Source organism: Dongia sp. (assembly GCF_041906375.1).
Classification (GTDB): Bacteria; Pseudomonadota; Alphaproteobacteria; order Dongiales; family Dongiaceae; genus Dongia.
Genome location: NZ_JAYRJJ010000009.1, coordinates 50853 through 66791, shown reverse-complemented (window position 1 = coordinate 66791; position 15939 = coordinate 50853). Strand labels below are relative to the sequence as shown.

General features: G+C 56.4%; 15 protein-coding genes. 10 read left to right on the top strand and 5 right to left on the bottom strand.

All coding sequences use genetic code 11. From position 1 onward, the window contains the following. Positions 1-89: 89 nt before the first annotated feature. A complete protein-coding gene (locus ACE3OA_RS20055; protein ID WP_374314122.1) occupies positions 90-842 on the bottom strand; it encodes a hypothetical protein in 753 nt (250 codons plus the stop codon). Positions 843-1435: 593 nt separating this feature from the next. After that, a complete protein-coding gene (locus tag ACE3OA_RS20050; RefSeq protein WP_374314120.1) occupies positions 1436-2209 on the bottom strand; it encodes a hypothetical protein in 774 nt (257 codons plus the stop codon). Between the two features lie 255 nt (positions 2210-2464). On the opposite strand from ACE3OA_RS20050, the gene ACE3OA_RS20045 reads away from it, so the two are divergent. After that, a complete protein-coding gene (locus tag ACE3OA_RS20045) occupies positions 2465-3508 on the top strand; it encodes a hypothetical protein (protein ID WP_374314118.1) in 1044 nt (347 codons plus the stop codon). 204 nt (positions 3509-3712) lie between these two features. On the opposite strand, the gene ACE3OA_RS20040 is transcribed toward ACE3OA_RS20045, so the two are convergent. Both ACE3OA_RS20040 and ACE3OA_RS20035 read right to left on the bottom strand, forming a co-directional pair. Then, positions 3713-4231 carry a type II toxin-antitoxin system VapC family toxin gene (locus tag ACE3OA_RS20040; protein ID WP_374314117.1) on the bottom strand — a complete coding sequence of 173 codons (519 nt, stop codon included), beginning with the start codon at positions 4229-4231 and terminating at the stop codon, positions 3713-3715. 37 nt (positions 4232-4268) lie between these two features. After that, positions 4269-4463, bottom strand: coding sequence for a hypothetical protein (locus ACE3OA_RS20035; protein WP_374314115.1), 195 nt, complete (start codon positions 4461-4463; stop codon positions 4269-4271). A gap of 448 nt (positions 4464-4911) precedes the next feature. On the opposite strand from ACE3OA_RS20035, the gene ACE3OA_RS20030 reads away from it, so the two are divergent. From ACE3OA_RS20030 to ACE3OA_RS19995, 8 genes are all read left to right on the top strand, one after another. After that, positions 4912-5091 (top strand): hypothetical protein, encoded by a 180-nt coding sequence (locus tag ACE3OA_RS20030; RefSeq protein WP_374314113.1) that lies wholly within the window; start codon positions 4912-4914, stop codon positions 5089-5091. 215 nt (positions 5092-5306) lie between these two features. Next, positions 5307-6983 (top strand): methyl-accepting chemotaxis protein, encoded by a 1677-nt coding sequence (locus tag ACE3OA_RS20025; RefSeq protein ID WP_374314111.1) that lies wholly within the window; start codon positions 5307-5309, stop codon positions 6981-6983. 82 nt (positions 6984-7065) lie between these two features. After that, on the top strand, positions 7066-7557 hold the full coding sequence (locus tag ACE3OA_RS20020; protein ID WP_374314168.1) for a helix-turn-helix domain-containing protein: 492 nt from the start codon (positions 7066-7068) through the stop codon (positions 7555-7557). 267 nt (positions 7558-7824) lie between these two features. Next, on the top strand, positions 7825-10194 hold the full coding sequence (locus tag ACE3OA_RS20015) for a hypothetical protein (protein ID WP_374314109.1): 2370 nt from the start codon (positions 7825-7827) through the stop codon (positions 10192-10194). Between the two features lie 85 nt (positions 10195-10279). Continuing rightward, positions 10280-11212, top strand: a complete 933-nt coding sequence (locus ACE3OA_RS20010) for a hypothetical protein (RefSeq protein ID WP_374314107.1) — start codon at positions 10280-10282, stop codon at positions 11210-11212. A gap of 50 nt (positions 11213-11262) precedes the next feature. After that, positions 11263-11598, top strand: a complete 336-nt coding sequence (locus ACE3OA_RS20005) for a hypothetical protein (protein WP_374314104.1) — start codon at positions 11263-11265, stop codon at positions 11596-11598. Positions 11599-11774: 176 nt separating this feature from the next. Further along, positions 11775-12452 (top strand): DsbA family protein, encoded by a 678-nt coding sequence (locus ACE3OA_RS20000; RefSeq protein WP_374314102.1) that lies wholly within the window; start codon positions 11775-11777, stop codon positions 12450-12452. Continuing rightward, the gene (locus tag ACE3OA_RS19995; RefSeq protein ID WP_374314100.1) at positions 12430-13083 is read left to right on the top strand and encodes a transglutaminase-like cysteine peptidase; all 654 of its coding nucleotides are present in this window, start codon (positions 12430-12432) and stop codon (positions 13081-13083) included. The genes ACE3OA_RS20000 and ACE3OA_RS19995 overlap by 23 nt, the downstream gene beginning before the upstream one ends. An 8-nt stretch (positions 13084-13091) precedes the next feature. Here ACE3OA_RS19995 and ACE3OA_RS19990 read toward each other — a convergent pair whose 3' ends face one another. Further along, complete coding sequence (locus tag ACE3OA_RS19990) at positions 13092-13580, bottom strand: helix-turn-helix domain-containing protein (protein ID WP_374314098.1); 489 nt, start codon at positions 13578-13580, stop codon at positions 13092-13094. Between the two features lie 82 nt (positions 13581-13662). Between ACE3OA_RS19990 and ACE3OA_RS19985 the strand changes: the two genes are divergently transcribed. Continuing rightward, positions 13663-15930 carry a heavy metal translocating P-type ATPase gene (locus ACE3OA_RS19985; protein WP_374314096.1) on the top strand — a complete coding sequence of 756 codons (2268 nt, stop codon included), beginning with the start codon at positions 13663-13665 and terminating at the stop codon, positions 15928-15930. Positions 15931-15939 lie beyond the last annotated feature (9 nt).

Genomic DNA, 15939 nt, shown 5'->3' with positions numbered 1-15939 from the left:
GAAGCTGGTGCTTCGAGTGGGCGCATCAGGAATGATTGAGTTCTCGCTGGCCGCTGACTCAGTATCCTGCGTCAGCGGCCGCCCTACGGTTACGCGACCTTAGGACGCCGGAGCGTTTGGCCCCGCGTGTCCATTCCTTCCTGCCAGGCCTGCGCAATGGTCTTGCCATCGCGCCGAGGAACCTGGTGATAGTAGTCCACGACATAGCGAAGGATGGCGGCATTCAGATCGTTGAGAGCGACGGGGCGACCCTTGTGGTAGCGGTGGTAGCGACCGTCCGCGATGGGATGCCACCCGGACACCTTCAGGTAGTTGGGCAAGTCCAACGTCACGCTATGAAAAAAGCGTTCAAGAACGCCAAAGGACGCCGAGCGGCCCGGACGCGGCATTTCGACATTGAAGCGGCCACGCGCCTCGTTCTGTTCGGCGAAAGTGCGGCCTGCAGCGTTGGATTCGACGACGATAGTCTTCGGCATCCCATGCATTTCGTAGGGATGAGTGGTGCCGCCTAAGCTCGAAGCAATCGTCTTTGGCGCGATCGCATTCTCCAGACACATCTCAAGCGTTTCTGCGCTAGTCGTCTTGGAGGAGACCAAGAAGCCCATGATAGCCCCAGTGGCACTGCATGCGGCCGCGGTAAGGATCGCGATCGAGCGGACATCGACCTGATCTCCGAGAAGAATGGGAAGATTGCAAGAACCCAGCGTCATGCGATCGAGCGGCTTAAGGCGCTGGGTAGGCTCGAAGGTGCGCGCATGGCGACGAGCCAGGCGGCGGCAATTGCGAATGAGAGTGCGAGTGCTGGGACGATCGAAGGTCGGGCTGTAGTTGGGAAGGGTCATAGTGCAAGTCTCCTCGTTATCGGGAACCAATAGTTCCGATTTCATTTCGATGATGCGGCCTGCTGGTGCAGGACGCGGCGATGACCGGGTGCGCGGTTAGGCGCGCCGGGCTATCTCGCCATCGAGGAGGCCAGTGATCGGGGACAGTTGCTTCGGAGCAGCGGCGCTGTCAGCCTGAAAAGCAGTCAGAAGCTGGCCCAACGGAAGCGAATGAAACTCGCGACCATTGTCACAGACAATCCGCTCGGGAAGGCCAATACAGGGCGAACCGCCGATAGGATGGATGGAAGAAGTCTTCACTGATGATCTCCATAGGTGACCGCCATGTCGATTGGCGGAAGCGATGCCAGAACTCGAAACGAGTTACTTGGCTATACCTATGAAGTGGGGCACAGCGATCGCCGGAGCGGCGATCGACTTGATGACATTCTCAGCGATGTGCATCGGCTTGTGCATGGACGTATGATTGACAGAAACGGTCGAAAAAAGCAAGCAGAATCTGTAATCAACATATTGATTTAACATAGAATTTTATGAAGTTTTGATCGGACTCGCTCTATAGTGCAGGGGGCCTGCAGCGAGCGTGTTCCTTCCTACGCTGCCGCGTACGCCCGATCCTCTTCCGGTTTAGCGTTCTGCGAACGAAGTAGTTCAATCGCGGCCCATCCTTTAGGGGATAGCTTGATCCTGTTGTGGCCAATCTCGATGAGGAAATCCTGCTTCTCTCTTTTCATTACTCTGGCAACAGAAACAGGCCATCTCATTGGTTTGTTGAAGAAGGCAGAAATCAGTTCGGCTGTTGGTGTTTTATCAAAGTAGCGATCCTGAAGCATGCCCAGCCCTATCAAGAAATGCTTCGTACTGGCGCTGAGCTTGCCGACGATATCGGTTTCCTTGTTTGTGAGTGCAGCACCTCTCATCTCTCGTTCAACGCGCAATCTTTCTATGATGGTCTCCGCAAACATTCTTGAAAGGGAATGCCCGTTCGCACGAAGTGCAAGCATGAGGTCGCCAGGCGACAGAGGTCCACGGGTGGCAAAAATATTTCGGCTTTCCTCAAGCATGCCGGATGCCCGCATTAGGTCGAGCGAATATTTGAGGTGAGCCCGCGATGTTTTATTGATCGAAATTGCTGTAGTCGAGAAAACGCGAGAGTACGATTTTCGGTCGGTGATCAGATCTACGCCATCGAGCACGTGGAGCATTGACTGCTCGTGATCAAAACCGTGGTTCCAGTGGTCATGCCGTCGGTCACTCATGGCATGAGGATTCACTTGACGAGCTTGTCCGCTTCTCTGAGCAAGAGCACCTTCGCGATACTCTTCTCCAACCAAGAACCCCCGGCCGTCAACAAATAAGGTAGTCATTATCCGCTCCTGTTCTCCCTAGAAGAAAGCTAAGGGGCGGCGGTGCAAGGAACCACTCGATAGGAATTAGTAAGTTCGATATTTGGTAGGGCAGAAGCTCCGAGCTAGCTACGTCGGCTCAAGGGGCTTGTTGCCTTCATGCCGGACACATTGGTCCGGCTGCCTTGGTGTTGAGTTCATATGCGTTCGCTATTGCTGTATTTAGTCGCTTGAAGTCATCCTCAGTGATTCGTCCGACCGATGCTGGAGTGCAGAATGGCCGAACAGCCAACTATCCCATTTAATTTTAGCCCCGCTGCAGACGAATATGAGACAGCTCACCTCGTGTTCGGCACCAAGAACAAAATCACTACCGTTGCGTGGCCGCTCATCGGTGAAAAGATAATCGTGCGGGCGACCGACGAGTACCCAGATCTCGATTTCATTGCCCAAGCGAACGGTTCTCTTTTCAAGAACTGGGGAAACTTCGGGTATAGCATTGGTCAGTACCACGAGTTCTTCTGCAAAGACCTACCCGAACATGCTGCATTTAAGTTGGGAGGCGTAGAGATATCGGTTGGATGTGCATCGCCGTTGGCGGCCTATCTCTTCGACAATTTTCACGAAGAGGATTACTTCGGCCCATGGGACTACGTTACAACCGTCCGGATTATTGGATGCTCCGTTGAACTCGCGGAGACAATGTTTATCAACGCGGCCATCCACTATCATGATCGGTATCGAATTCTGCCTGAACCGATGGAGATGCGGCACTTAGAGTGGCTAGATACCGAAGATCTGGATGGAGTGGAAAAGAACATCATCACCCTCCCTCCTGCTAACATCGAGCACGAGCCATTGAGATTTCACTACAATGGCTTGAGCCAGGTAGATGGCGTTGCAGCCTGCATCTATCACTATCGAGTGCTGGAGTATTTTGCCTTCTTTAGGCAACACAAGGACATTGGACGACTCCGACATGATGGTGCCATCAGTGACTTCGCGTTCATGCGTGAAATGGCAACTCGACTATTTCGAGACGAGAAGGGTCCTCTTGTCGTGCTCGTCAAAGAAATAGCAAATGGCGAAATCGTTGAGCTTGCGGTTCAACAAGGGATTCTGCGAGACGGTGAGAAGGCACACGACTTGGCGGCACGCTTGTACGAGTTCCGAAATTCGATCGTGCATGGGAAGCAGATGGACAATTACCTCACGCCATCTCCGGTTATCACCACGGAGAGAACGGTAAGCGCCTGGCGACACGTGCTTGAACTGCTTTCTCGAAGCGCGCTGAACGCGTACGGCCGTCGGCATCCGTGAAACGATGGCGCCAACTAAGTGTGTGGCCGTGGTCTCATCGGGTCTTGCCCTCCTCATGGCGTACGCACATAGCAACGCAATCTGTTGCTATGTGAAGACGATGTTGACTCTGTGGAGGGGCCGAGGCCGGAATTCCAGAATTATTTAAATCTGCAATGCGGGACGTGAGCACCGGGCAACCCGCCACGTCTTCTTCGACGCGACCTAGTGCACAATAGTCCGATCAAGCGGCCAACTTGGTCGCGACATCGCAACGTCGACATGGCTCTCTTCGCCGTTGAGCAATCTTGAGGCATCAACTACGCGAACCCCGGTCGCAGCAAAATGCTTTACATTCATGGACACAAGGACATGCCCGGCGAGTTCGGCAGAAGCCGCGATAATTGCATCGCAAGCTCCGATGTCACCACACAATCGCTCAGCCAAGACTCTTAGCCCGGCTGCGTGCGCCAATATAGTCGCGTTAATCTCTATCGTACGTGGCCCCATCTTCAGCAAAAAGAACTTGCTAATAACACTTATCCGATGAGCGCGTATGCGATCCTCCTCGGACTTTCGGACGGCAAGCCTTAGAGTACCGAAAGCCATCTCGAAATGGCTGACGGCAGAGATAAAGCACAGCTTCTCATTCCGATCGAACCACTCCCGCAGCTCTGAAGACAGCGGGTGACGGCCAGTTGTAAGGGGTTCAATGACACTGGTGTCGAGGCAAAAAGTAGACATGTGCGACTCCTCGCAGTCTATCTCCTCACGCACCTAGTCAGGACTTCTTGATGTCCTTAACGAAGTCGGCAAGAGACGGGAGCCGCGGTTGAAGATGGTCCCATAAGTCAGCGTCGATTACGGCCACTCTCACTCCGTTATTCAATAAAATAAATGCGCCACCACCAGCGGCAGCATTCGTTAAAGTGCCTTGTGGGTCCGCTACCAGGCTCTTCTCGTCGATAACTTTCATTTCATCGTCCTGCTACCCCAACAATTGCTTCTCGATAGCCTTCGCCTCGAAGCAAATTGCAAACAGTGTTACGAAGACTCCATCACGATCCTTGGAGTTCTCCGGCATCACCGCGTCCACGTAAGACGATCGCTTATGTCAACATACAGCCTAGCACAGGCGACGTTTTCGCGCGCAGTAAAAGAGACTTACTTAATGATGTGAGCAAAGTCGGTGGCCATGACAGGAAGTACGTATGTATTACGCTGACCTTCATTCATGCCGACAACGGCGTAGGCCCCGAGCGCAGCAGGCAAAGCAGTTTGCGAGTAGGAGTCATCCCACCTGCCATCCGGCCCGTAGCTATGCCTACCGACAAACGCACGGTTCACGGCCACTTCTCATCATAGTTCGCGCCGACGGCATTGTGCTGCGGTTCGCCGGAGAATTCCGGTATTGGAGAGTGACTATGATCGAGAAAGAGAATCGTACTTCGGATGATATCGCCCACGTCAGAGACGAATTGGTGCAAACCGTCCACGAGGTTGCCCTCAGTTTAAGCAAGAGAGCACGCGATCCGGGAGTGCTTCTGGATATCAGCAGCGATTTGATCGCTGAGGCTAGAAAGCTCCGAGCGCTCGGCACCTGATGCCAGTACCGGGCGGCGCCGTACCGCGTCGCCCGGAATTTCAGCAGGCAGTCGGCGTGAGCTATCCGGCTAATGGCCTATCTCGGCTGAAGGGCCGAAGGCTAGAGGCGAGGCCCAGGCTGCCGTTCGCGCCTGCCGATACAGGCCACTCATTGACAGCGACGGGCGCTGAGATGCAATGTTGAGCGTGACGCTAACCGATGCGAGTAGGAATCATGACCTTTACCATCGCGCGAAAGCTGACCGCTGGCTCCCTAGTAAATATCGTCATCATGCTGGCTTTGTCCTTGATCGCCTTATGGGCGGTGTCGGACCTCCGTGCGCTCCAAGAGGCCTCCGTCGAAACTTATGGCGACGTTATCGAAGTCACGAAGACGGCAGCAAGCGGGTCTGAGGCCTATCAGATAATCGCAGACGGCGAAATCAATCGAGAGCTTGATGTTACGGCCAAAGACTGGGGCGAAAAGAAAGTAGCCATCGCTGACGCGCTGAAGTCGTTGGGAGAAGACCCAGATCTGTCGGACGAAGAGAAGGCAGCGGCACAGAAGGCACAGCAGGCATATGACCAACTGCTCATCCTGTTCGATCAACAGATGATGCCTGAACTCCAGAAAACCAATGACATGAACGCCGACATCCGCGAGTTGGATGGCAAGATTGACGCTGCGTTAGCTGACATGACCGCTGCCCTCGATGCCATCCGCGAGAAGAAGGTTGCGCATGCGGAAAGCGTGACGGCCGAGTTCATGGAGTCGGCAGCGTTCGCCAACACCATGGTCTGGGTTCTTGCCGCTATCGCCACATTCCTCGGCATCGCCGTCGCGTTCATACTGGCACGCGCCATCGTTCGTCCAATTCGTGCGATGACCGCAGCGATGGGCCGACTGGCATCAGGCGAAATGACTGTCGAAATCCCGGCAACAGAAAAGCGGGACGAGATTGGCGAGATGTCGAAGGCAGTGCTCGTCTTTAAGGAAAACATGATCGAGGCAGATCGCCTTCGAGCCGAGCAAGAGGCCCAGAAAGAACTTGCCGCCAAGCAGCGAAAGGTCGAGATGACGAAGCTCGCTGACGAGTTTGAAGGGACTGTGGGCGGGATCGTCCATTCCGTATCCAGTGCCGCAGGCGAGCTGCGCAGCGCTGCTCAGTCCATGGCGACGACAGCATCAGAAGCCGACACACAATCGCAAGCCGTTGCAACCGCTTCGACGCAAGCCGCCAGCAGCGTTCAGACTGTAGCGGCCGCCGCGGAAGAGTTGTCAGCCTCGGTTGATGAGATCGCGCGCCAGATCGGGCAATCTCACGATGTAACATCGCGGGCAGTCGAGCAAGCCGCCAACACCACGAGCGAAGTATCTGCGCTCGCTTCAGCGACGCAGCGGATTGGTGATGTCGTCCAATTGATCAGCGACATCGCAAGCCAGACAAACTTGCTGGCGTTGAACGCGACGATCGAAGCCGCGCGTGCTGGAGAAGCGGGCAAGGGATTTGCCGTTGTCGCATCGGAGGTCAAAGCGCTGGCCACGCAGACCAGCAAGGCAACCGAGGAAATCTCGACACAGATCTCGTCTGTGCAAACCGCGACCAGCAATTCTGTGTCATCGATTAAAGGCATCAGCGACACCATTCAAACCATGAGCAATATATCCGGCTCCATTGCGGCTGCCGTCGAAGAGCAAACGGCGGCAACCCGAGAGATTGCACGCAATGTTCAGCAGGCCGCTCAAGGGACCAGCGAAGTGACTGAGAACATTGGCCTGGTGAGCGAAGCAGCTAAGCAGACAGGCGTGGCGGCCGACCAGGTGTTGGGAGCGGCAGAGCGTCTTTCAGAGCAGTCAGATAAGCTTCGTGACGAGCTTCGGCGCTTCGTCGGCGTGGTGCGGACATCCTAGAATCTCTCTAGAAACGCCTTAGTGGGTTGAACGATCGGCGGGATTGAATAATGATCCCGCCGATCTCGTCTCTACACAGGATATGATTCTGGTGGCCAAGAGCAGCAAGCCGAAGCAGCGCAAGTCGTCCGGCCGGATGGCGAGTCAGGGATTTTTCAATCCGATCGATGTTCATGTCGGCGCCAGAATTCGCCTGAGGCGAACTATCCTTGGGTTCAGTCAGTCTAAGCTCGCGGAGAGTATTGGGCTTACCTTCCAGCAGGTGCAGAAGTACGAACGCGGCGCCAATCGCGTCGGTTCAAGCCGTCTCTTCGATATCGCGGCAGTGCTTGATGTCCCAATTAGCTACTTCTACGACGAGATGTCGGCGAAGACCTCCGCGCAGAGCCCTGCAAGTTTGATGGGTGTCGAGGTCGACGACCTACCCGAAACCGAGGCCGTCGAAGACCCTATGATGCGGCGAGAGACCCTGGAGTTCGTCCGAGCCTATTATAAGATCCCTAGTGGCAGCGCGCGGCGGCAACTGAGCAACTTGATCAAATCGCTGGCTCGGGTCCGTGGCTCTGAAGACTGAAGGCGTGCCAGCTTCCCCTAATCAGTGACACCGAACCGTAACGCGCTCGGTCCATCATGGCGTCTCAGCTCCCGTCAGTTATCGGAAGCGAAGATGCCAGCTTGCATGCATTCGAACACCGTGCAATTATTAGGGATGTCTAGTTGAGTTTTATCTCCCTTAACTAGATCGCGCGACGGCTTCATTCCGCGCCAATTGCCAGCTTCGAATTGAGTCCATCGTTCACGGATCGAGTGCCCGCTTCATCAAGATGTCTGGGGGGTCGCGATGTCTGTTCTTGATCTGGAATACAACTACTCAAGCCTATCTGTGCGTGATCTTCTTGATGCGCGCGAGGCGTACCACTGGCACCTCATCAGCAAGGCGAATGTGATCGGAACGGCAATCGGCCGCTACCTCATTCGGAAAGACGATCCATGGCCGCAGGGCAAAGGCCAGGAAGCGAAAGAGGCCCGCAGTACGACACGACGTAAGCCGCCAAGAAACTTGGGGAACTCCGAGGTGCGCGACTACTCCTGGCCGTGCATTCTGGCGTTTGTCCGGGAATGGGAGCCGGAAGAGGCTTTTAGTGCGGGTGGCCGATATCGGCCTGCCGAGATCGTCCCAAAGACTCTCTATCTCTCGGATGGTCGAGCCGTTCCAGTTTGCGTCGTGCAGGCGGACGAGGCGTCCGCAGGGGCTGTACCGACCGCGGCATCCCAGGTCCCTCCGCTCCACAAATTTGGCGGCGGGATGCCGTTGTATGTCGACATCCAAGGTGTCGAAAGATTTGCGACAGCGGGATGCCTCGTCACCGACGGCCATTTGACGTATTCGCTTACGGCGCGCCACGTTTGCGGCGAAGAAGGTACGCCGATCATGAGCAATCTGCGCTCGGGCCGAGAGGTCGTCGGTGCTAGCTCTGATCTGCAGTTGACGCGCGAGCCCTTTTCACTCGTCTATCCCGAGTTTCCAGGTCACCGCTCCTTTCAGGCACTGGATGTAGGCCTCGTCCGGCTCGACAATCTCGACGATTGGACCAGCAACACCTACGGACTGCCGCCCGTTGGCCCACTCGCGGATGTGCATGAGCACAACGTATCGTTACGGCTCATCGACTGTCCGGTGGTCGGTGTAGGGGCCGCGTCGGGCCTTCTGCAAGGAATGATCAAAGCCCTCTACTACCGCTACCGCTCCGTCGGCGGATACGACTACGTTGGCGACCTGCTCATTGCACCCAGCGGCGACCAGCACACGAGGCCGGGCGATTCCGGGATGATCTGGCATCTCGACGTAACGCCGGATCAGCATGAACCCGAGAAAGTCCCTCTCCATTCTCGTGATCTCCGACCACTGGCAATCGAATGGGGTGGCCAAATCCTGGGAGATAGCGGCCGTCGTACTGTTTTCGGCATAGCGACCAACCTCAGCAGCGCCTGCCGACTGCTGGATGTCGAGCTCGTAACTAACCTGTCTCGTGGCGTCGCAGGTTATTGGGGTCGAGAAGGCCACTATACGATCGCCAACTATGCAATCCGGCTGGTCAAGGACAAGCGGCTTAAGAAATGGCTAGAAGCCAATCTTTCGTTGCTGACTTTCGACATTGAAGCCATGGAGGAGAAGGGCTTCGACAAGAGCGTAGGTCAGCTCAGCGCGGCAGATGAGTTTGTCCCATTAGCGGACGTTCCGGACGAGATCTGGAAGAAACTGACGCGGGGAAAGAACGCCCGAGAGGGTGGTCGAGACACGGGCGGCGGCGGCGGTCATGGAAGCTCTGGGCCCGAGCATCCCTGTCATTACGCCGATATCGATGCGCCATTCGGGCCCAACGAGGAAAGTTGGCGAGAGCTTTGCCTTGCGGACCCGAGCAACAGGATGACGGTTGATGCTTGGCTAGACTTCTACAAGCAGATGTCCGCAAGGGCAAAGGCCGATGGGGATGCGGATGCCGCCAGGCAATACAATAGTTCTCTGAAGCAAGGTCTTTTACCCTTCCGCCTATGGCAGTTCTTCAAGGCCATGGTCGACTTCACATCTTCCGGAGATGTGGTGGGATATCTCACCGCGGCGGGGATTGCCGCTCACTACATGGGAGACGCTTGCCAGCCCTTGCATGGATCGATCTACGCCGATGGCGATGCGTCCAGAACGGTTAAGAGACATCATCCCAAGACGGGTGTGACGGATACAGTCCCGTACGGCAAGGACGTTCACAGCGCTTACGAGAGCGCCATGCTCTCTTTGAAGGCCAAGGCGCTCCACGAGATGATTGAGGGGAAGCTGCCGAACAACCACGGAATGGACCTGCTGACTACTGGGCAGGAGATAGCGACAGCGGTTGTGAAGTTGATGGATGAGGTCGCCACGCAGCTTCCGCCTATGGAAGTGCTGGATAGTTTTGAGAACGCTGGCGCAGGCAAGAACCAGACGACCTATAATGCGATGTGGGAAGAGCTTGGCGATTCCACCGCAGAGGTGATGGCGTGGGGTGCTGCTTACCTTGCTATGTTCTGGGAGTCGGCATGGAAGGCTGGCGACGGGGACAATGTGTCCAATACCAAGCTGAAGAAGCTCGATCGGGACGACGTTAGAGCGCGGTACATCGACACGTCATTCATCCCCTCGGTGGTTCTGAAGGAGATTGAACCGTATCTGTAAGGCCGGGCTGGCCTGGTCAATGGGGCTTTTGCCTTTGAGCAGAGCGTCATAAGCTATGGGCTTCCGACGCTAGCAAGGCCCGCTTATGAAGGACTATGGAGACGAGATCGTCAGGACACTCAAGTACCTGAACACCTCGCCATCCCTGGAGGCACTCCAGGAGCGGTATCCAGAGGAATGGAAGGCGGCCGAGGTCGAGCTCGCTGCTGCCATCCGCGATAAGGATAAGGCCCGCCTCGACGAGCTTATGAGGCCTCTCCACAATGTTGAGGCCCCTCGGAAGCGTACCCAGCCGATTACCAAGCAGGAATCGCGCGATCTCCAGGGAAAGCTCGTTCGGCAGCGAATGTCTGCGATATCAATCGAGCGGTATCTCAAGACTTCGTTGCACGGTAGCAAGAGCCAGCACTTCTCGGTTTTGGACCGTATCCTGCTGCGGATCTTGTTTTTTGGGCCTGGCAGGTCACGCAAGTTAGTCAGCCCAGTCCTTTTTCGGCTCCTATGGCCCAGGTTTCGGCAGAAGAACCTGCTGATGCCCACCGCAGAGGCCAACGGCATCTATTGTTTCTTCACTTCAGCGACCATCTCCGCCCTTGCGGGCCTGATGAGGGAAGGCTCCTGCCTGGAAGTAGGTGCCGGAGACGGGTTCCTTAGTGCCCGGCTGAAGGAGGAGGGTGTCGATATCAAGGCGACCGACGACTTCAGTTGGGCGGGGAAAATCGAAAACGTCGGTGAAGTCGAGCAACTGGATGCCGCTGCCGCCGTCGCCAAATACAAGCCGTCGACCGTGCTTTGTTGCTGGCCCCCGGCCCAGAACAGGTTTGAGCAATCGGTCCTCGAAGAGCCATCGGTGAGACGTTATATCGTAATAGGAAGTATCCATAAGGCCCTGGCGGGTAATTGGCCGCTCTATCAGGCGCAGAAGGCGTTCTCCATCCGCCGGGATGCTGACTTGTCAGCTTCAATGCCGCCCCTAGAGGCCGGAGGAGCGGTTTATATATTCGATCGAGCTAAGTGACACAGGCCCGCAGATTGCGGTTGTGAGCCAATTTCTATAGGATCGGCGCCATGCAGATGCTGATCCGCTCATTTGTGCTTTGCTTGATGATCCTGGCGGTGGCCGTTAATGGCCGCTTTGCCGAGGTCGCTGAGGATGGCTTGAGCGATGCGCCAGCAGGAATCAGCCTGCAGGCGGATGCTGGGCATCATCCTGGCAGCCCGGATGACAGCGGCGCGACGAAGAGCGCCTGTCACGGTGCAATTGGTTGCCACGTCTTGTTCGTGACAGCCGCCGCCGCCGAGATCGAGTTCTCTCGTAGCTCCGAAGCCTTCGTGGACTTCCAGAGCAGCCCCATCGGCACATTGGCCTTCGACCACCTCCGGCCACCAATTTTCCTGTCCTAAACTAGTCGCGAATTTGCGATGGCTCCGCCTGTTTTGAGGCGAACTGCCTATTGGCGCAATTGGACGCGGCTTCGCCGACACGCAGTCTGACTTAGCGCTCATTAGTGCGACTTCAGAGATCGTGCCGAATATCGAACTTTTCCACGCCTGGCCGTGGAACGGACTGGAATTCTACAATGAACAAACGAACCGCACGGGCGGCCACCGCTGGCGTGGTTATTCTCGCGGCTGCTGCTGTCAGCATCTGGAGTCTGATGCAAAGCCCTGGCGCGCCCGCCAAGGCCGCCATCCTCGATAAGCTGCCGCCGCCTGTGGAGCACGATCTAGCCACAATTCAGCCCGGTGAAGTCATCCTCGGGAGTGAATCGGCACCCGTCACGATCGTCGAGTATGCCTCGATGTCTTGTCCCCACTGTGCGGCCTTTCACAAGGATGTTCTTCCAGCGTTAAAGGCGGCATATCTCGACACTGGCAAAGCCAAACTGGTTCTTCGGGATTTTCCACTTAACAAGCCTGCCGTCGAAGGCGCCTTGCTGGCGCGGTGCGTTTCTCCAATGGCGTACTGGGCCATGGTTGATCGGCTGTTCTCCACTCAGCAGCAATGGGTAGTGGAAGACTCCTTTCGACAGCTCTCTTCTCTCGCGGCAACCGCAGGGCTGTCGCCAGATGCCTTCGCCCAATGCCAAGCGAATACTCAGATGAAAGACACGATCATCAATTCGCTTCAGCAGGCTGAAACGGTGTTTGGTGTGAACTCGACACCGTCTTTCGTCATTAACGGCGTCGTCCTCAAAGAGGACAATTCGCTTGAAACCATTAAGGCCGTCGTCGATGCGCTATCCCCGGCGACATAAACGAGGTGCGACCATCCGCAAGGTCACCATCGGTGGCCTTGCGTGCATGGGCATGTTCCTCGTGCCTACGACGGCGGAGAGCAAGCCGTATCCGAAAGTCTTTGGAACGAGCGTTGAGCTGCCATCGAAGAACTTTGGCAAGTTTCCAAAGTGGACGGACATGCTCAAGCGTTGGGATGACAGTCGCGCGGAATGCGCCAGTTCGACATGTTCAAGCAAGTCCTGGTTACCACTTCTGGAGAAATTGAAGGGCGAAGAGCGCCTGCAACAGATCAAGGACGTTCACCTTGCTCTCAATAGCAGGAAGTACACGCTCGATATCAACAACTGGGGCATGGAGGATTACTGGGCGACGCCCTACCAGTTCCTGAAGAAGAATGGGGACTGCGAGGACTACGCAATCGCCAAGTACATGGCACTGAAAAAGCTCGGCGTCCCTCCTGAAGATATGCGTGTCATCGCACTGCAGGATCTCAATCTAAACCTCGGGCACGCGGTACTGATCGTCTACGACAAGTCTGGCCCACTACTGCTAGACAATCAGATCAAGACGGTCGTTCAGGCCAATACAATTCGGCACTACAAGCCCGTCTATGCCATCAATGAGCAGGGATGGTGGTTGCTGCGATGACGCGAGGATCACTTAGACGGCTTGGATCGCCGCGCGGGCAGCAGCCGCTCGTCGGCGTAATGCTCGGGCGAGGCGCAATTGGAGTGCGTGTGGTCGGCCAAAACGCTGATCACTTTACACTCACCGATAGCTCCCGTCCGGCACTCGCCGATCATCCGTTCAAGCTCACCCTTAAGAGCAGTCAGACGGTCGATTCGAGATACCACCTCTCGCAACTGCTCCTGAGCAATGGCATCGGCGGTCGCGCAGGATTGATTCGGATCATCGGACAGTCGCAGAAGCTCTTTGATTGCTTCAAGCGAAAAGCCCAGTTCACGCGCGTGCCGAATGAAGGACAGCCTTTTGACGTGGGCTGGTTCATAGACTCGCTGGTTTCCAGAGGTCCGGGTTGGTGCGGGAATTAACCCAAGTGTTTCGTAATAACGTAACGTTTGAACACTCGTGGAGGTCTGCTTTGCAAGTCTGCCGATCGAAATGCCGAGCTGATTGTTGGCCACGGCTCATTTCCTCCTTGAACCTACAACGACTGTAGGTCGCATCTTACGGCAATACACCTGATTTCACGAAGGCTGTGACAGAATGGCACAACACGCAAAATCGACCACTCCCCTTACGCGCATGCGCTTTGAAGTTGAAGGGATGGATTGCCCGAGCTGCGCGGGAAAGATCGAGAGGGTTCTTGGGCGCCTGCCTGGGCTGGCAAACGTTCAAGTGAACTATGCAGCATCCAAGCTAACGTTGGACGCCGATAATCCCGATGAGCAGGTCGAGGTGATCACAGGAAAGCTATCGGGCCTAGGATTCCCAGGTAAGCTGGTGAAAAATGGACAGCCTGATGTGCCGACCGCGCCAAAAGCTGCGCATGCACACGGCGATGGTCACGATCATGACCACGACCACGCGGACGGCCATGCCCATGATCACGGCAAGAGCCGTGGTGAGGCGAAGAAGGATGAAAGCGGTCATACCCATGATCTGGGAGATGCCAAGCATTGGTGGCAATCCAAGAAGGGGAAGATCGTACTGGCCGAACTGGGCCTGCTCTGCGTTGCCGGATTGATTGGCAGAGTCTTTCCCGAATACACATCCGCCGCCTTCATCACGGCCTCTGTCATCGGCTTGCTGCCCTTTGCTCGTCAGGCCTTCAAACTGGCTATTTCCGGTCTCCCGTTCTCGATTGAGACATTGATGGTCGTGGCCGCCGTCGGCGCTCTCTTCATCGGGGAGGCGGTCGAAGCGGCTGTCGTCATCTTCCTGTTCTCGGTTGGTGAACTGCTGGAAAGCGTGGCTGCCACGAAGGCACGCGCAGGCATCAAGTCTCTTGGCACACTGATGCCAACGACCGCCCTCCTTCTGAAAGATGGAAAGCAAACTGAAGTGCCAGCGGCCAGCCTGGCGCCCGGCGACACGATTCTAGTCCGGCCTGGTGACCGCGTTCCCGCTGATGGCGAAGTCTCTAACGGCACCTCGGCATTTAACGATGCCGCCATCACGGGCGAATCTATGCCTGTCCAAAAGACCACGGGCGATCAGGTCTTTGCTGGCAGCATCAACGGTGCAAGCCCGGTGTCGATCAAGGTGACTAGCCAGGCGTCCGATAACACGATCGCGCGAATCATCCGGCTGGTTGAGGAGGCGCAAGGCTCGAAGGCGCCGATGGCGCGATTTATTGATGATTTCAGCAAGTACTATACGCCGTTGGCGATGCTGGCGAGCGCCTTGGTCATCATTATCCCTCCCTTCGCTTTCGGCGCTGATTGGGATACCTGGATCTACCGTGGTCTCTCCTTGTTGCTTATTGCATGCCCTTGCGCGCTAGTCCTGTCGACCCCGGCCGCCATTGCCTCCGGCTTGGCGCGTGGCGCCCGGCTGGGTCTGCTGCTGAAGGGCGGAGCCGCGCTGGAGACCCTTGGGAAGCTGAAGACCATCGCATTCGACAAGACCGGAACTCTGACCATCGGGCATCCGGTGGTCACGGACGTGATCGAGATCGGTGGTATCCGCGAGCGTATCCTGGGAGTGGCGGCAGCGATCGAAGCAGGTTCCAGCCACCCGATTGGCAAGGCTATCATTGATAAGGCCACGGCGGAGAACGTGACGGTTCCTCGCGCCGATGGCGGCGCGGCCCTTCCCGGTAAGGGTGTCGCTGCGGTCGTCGATGGGGCCGAAGCGATTGTTGGGTCGCCACGCTACTGCAAGGATATTGGTATTCTCTCGTATGGTGATCTACGGGAAGCGTCCATCCTCGAAGAGGAGGGGAAGACCGTCGTTGCCGTCAGCCACGACAACAAGGTACTTGGTCTCATTGCGGTACGAGACGAACCGCGACCAGATGCCAAGATCTCCATTTCGGAGCTTAAGGCATTGGGTGTTGAGACCGTGATGTTGACCGGGGACAACCCCCGAACGGCCAAGGCAATTGCCAGCGATCTGGGCCTGGCAGTGCAGGCCGACCTCCTGCCCAATCAAAAACTGGAAGCTATTGGTAAGCTGAAAGAGGCTGGACCTGTTGCAATGATCGGGGACGGCATCAACGACGCTCCGGCACTGGCGACGGCATCTGTCGGCATCGCCATGGGTGGTGGCACGGGTGTCGCAATCGAAACGGCCGACGGTGCTCTGCTGAAGGATCGAGTTGGTGGTGTCGTAGAGATGGTACGTCTGTCCCGGCTCACCCTGGCCAATGTCAGGCAGAACGTCACTATCGCACTCGGTCTCAAGGCCGTCTTCCTGGTCACGAGCCTGATGGGCGCGACGCCCCTGTGGATGGCCATCCTGGCCGACACTGGCGCGACCATCATTGTAACGGCGAATGCTCTTAGGTTGCTAAGCGCAAAGGTCGAGTGAGCTGATAGT

Excerpts from the sequence above, each read along its gene's own strand:
- ACE3OA_RS20055 (WP_374314122.1), bottom strand. The coding sequence starts at position 842 with ATGACCCTTCCCAACTACAGCCCGACCTTCGATCGTCCCAGCACTCGC.
- ACE3OA_RS20050 (WP_374314120.1), bottom strand. The coding sequence starts at position 2,209 with ATGACTACCTTATTTGTTGACGGCCGGGGGTTCTTGGTTGGAGAAGAG.
- ACE3OA_RS20045 (WP_374314118.1), top strand. The coding sequence starts at position 2,465 with ATGGCCGAACAGCCAACTATCCCATTTAATTTTAGCCCCGCTGCAGAC.
- ACE3OA_RS20040 (WP_374314117.1), bottom strand. The coding sequence starts at position 4,231 with ATGTCTACTTTTTGCCTCGACACCAGTGTCATTGAACCCCTTACAACT.
- ACE3OA_RS20035 (WP_374314115.1), bottom strand. The coding sequence starts at position 4,463 with ATGAAAGTTATCGACGAGAAGAGCCTGGTAGCGGACCCACAAGGCACT.
- ACE3OA_RS20030 (WP_374314113.1), top strand. The coding sequence starts at position 4,912 with ATGATCGAGAAAGAGAATCGTACTTCGGATGATATCGCCCACGTCAGA.
- ACE3OA_RS20025 (WP_374314111.1), top strand. The coding sequence starts at position 5,307 with ATGACCTTTACCATCGCGCGAAAGCTGACCGCTGGCTCCCTAGTAAAT.
- ACE3OA_RS20020 (WP_374314168.1), top strand. The coding sequence starts at position 7,066 with ATGATTCTGGTGGCCAAGAGCAGCAAGCCGAAGCAGCGCAAGTCGTCC.
- ACE3OA_RS20015 (WP_374314109.1), top strand. The coding sequence starts at position 7,825 with ATGTCTGTTCTTGATCTGGAATACAACTACTCAAGCCTATCTGTGCGT.
- ACE3OA_RS20010 (WP_374314107.1), top strand. The coding sequence starts at position 10,280 with ATGAAGGACTATGGAGACGAGATCGTCAGGACACTCAAGTACCTGAAC.
- ACE3OA_RS20005 (WP_374314104.1), top strand. The coding sequence starts at position 11,263 with ATGCAGATGCTGATCCGCTCATTTGTGCTTTGCTTGATGATCCTGGCG.
- ACE3OA_RS20000 (WP_374314102.1), top strand. The coding sequence starts at position 11,775 with ATGAACAAACGAACCGCACGGGCGGCCACCGCTGGCGTGGTTATTCTC.
- ACE3OA_RS19995 (WP_374314100.1), top strand. The coding sequence starts at position 12,430 with ATGCGCTATCCCCGGCGACATAAACGAGGTGCGACCATCCGCAAGGTC.
- ACE3OA_RS19985 (WP_374314096.1), top strand. The coding sequence starts at position 13,663 with ATGGCACAACACGCAAAATCGACCACTCCCCTTACGCGCATGCGCTTT.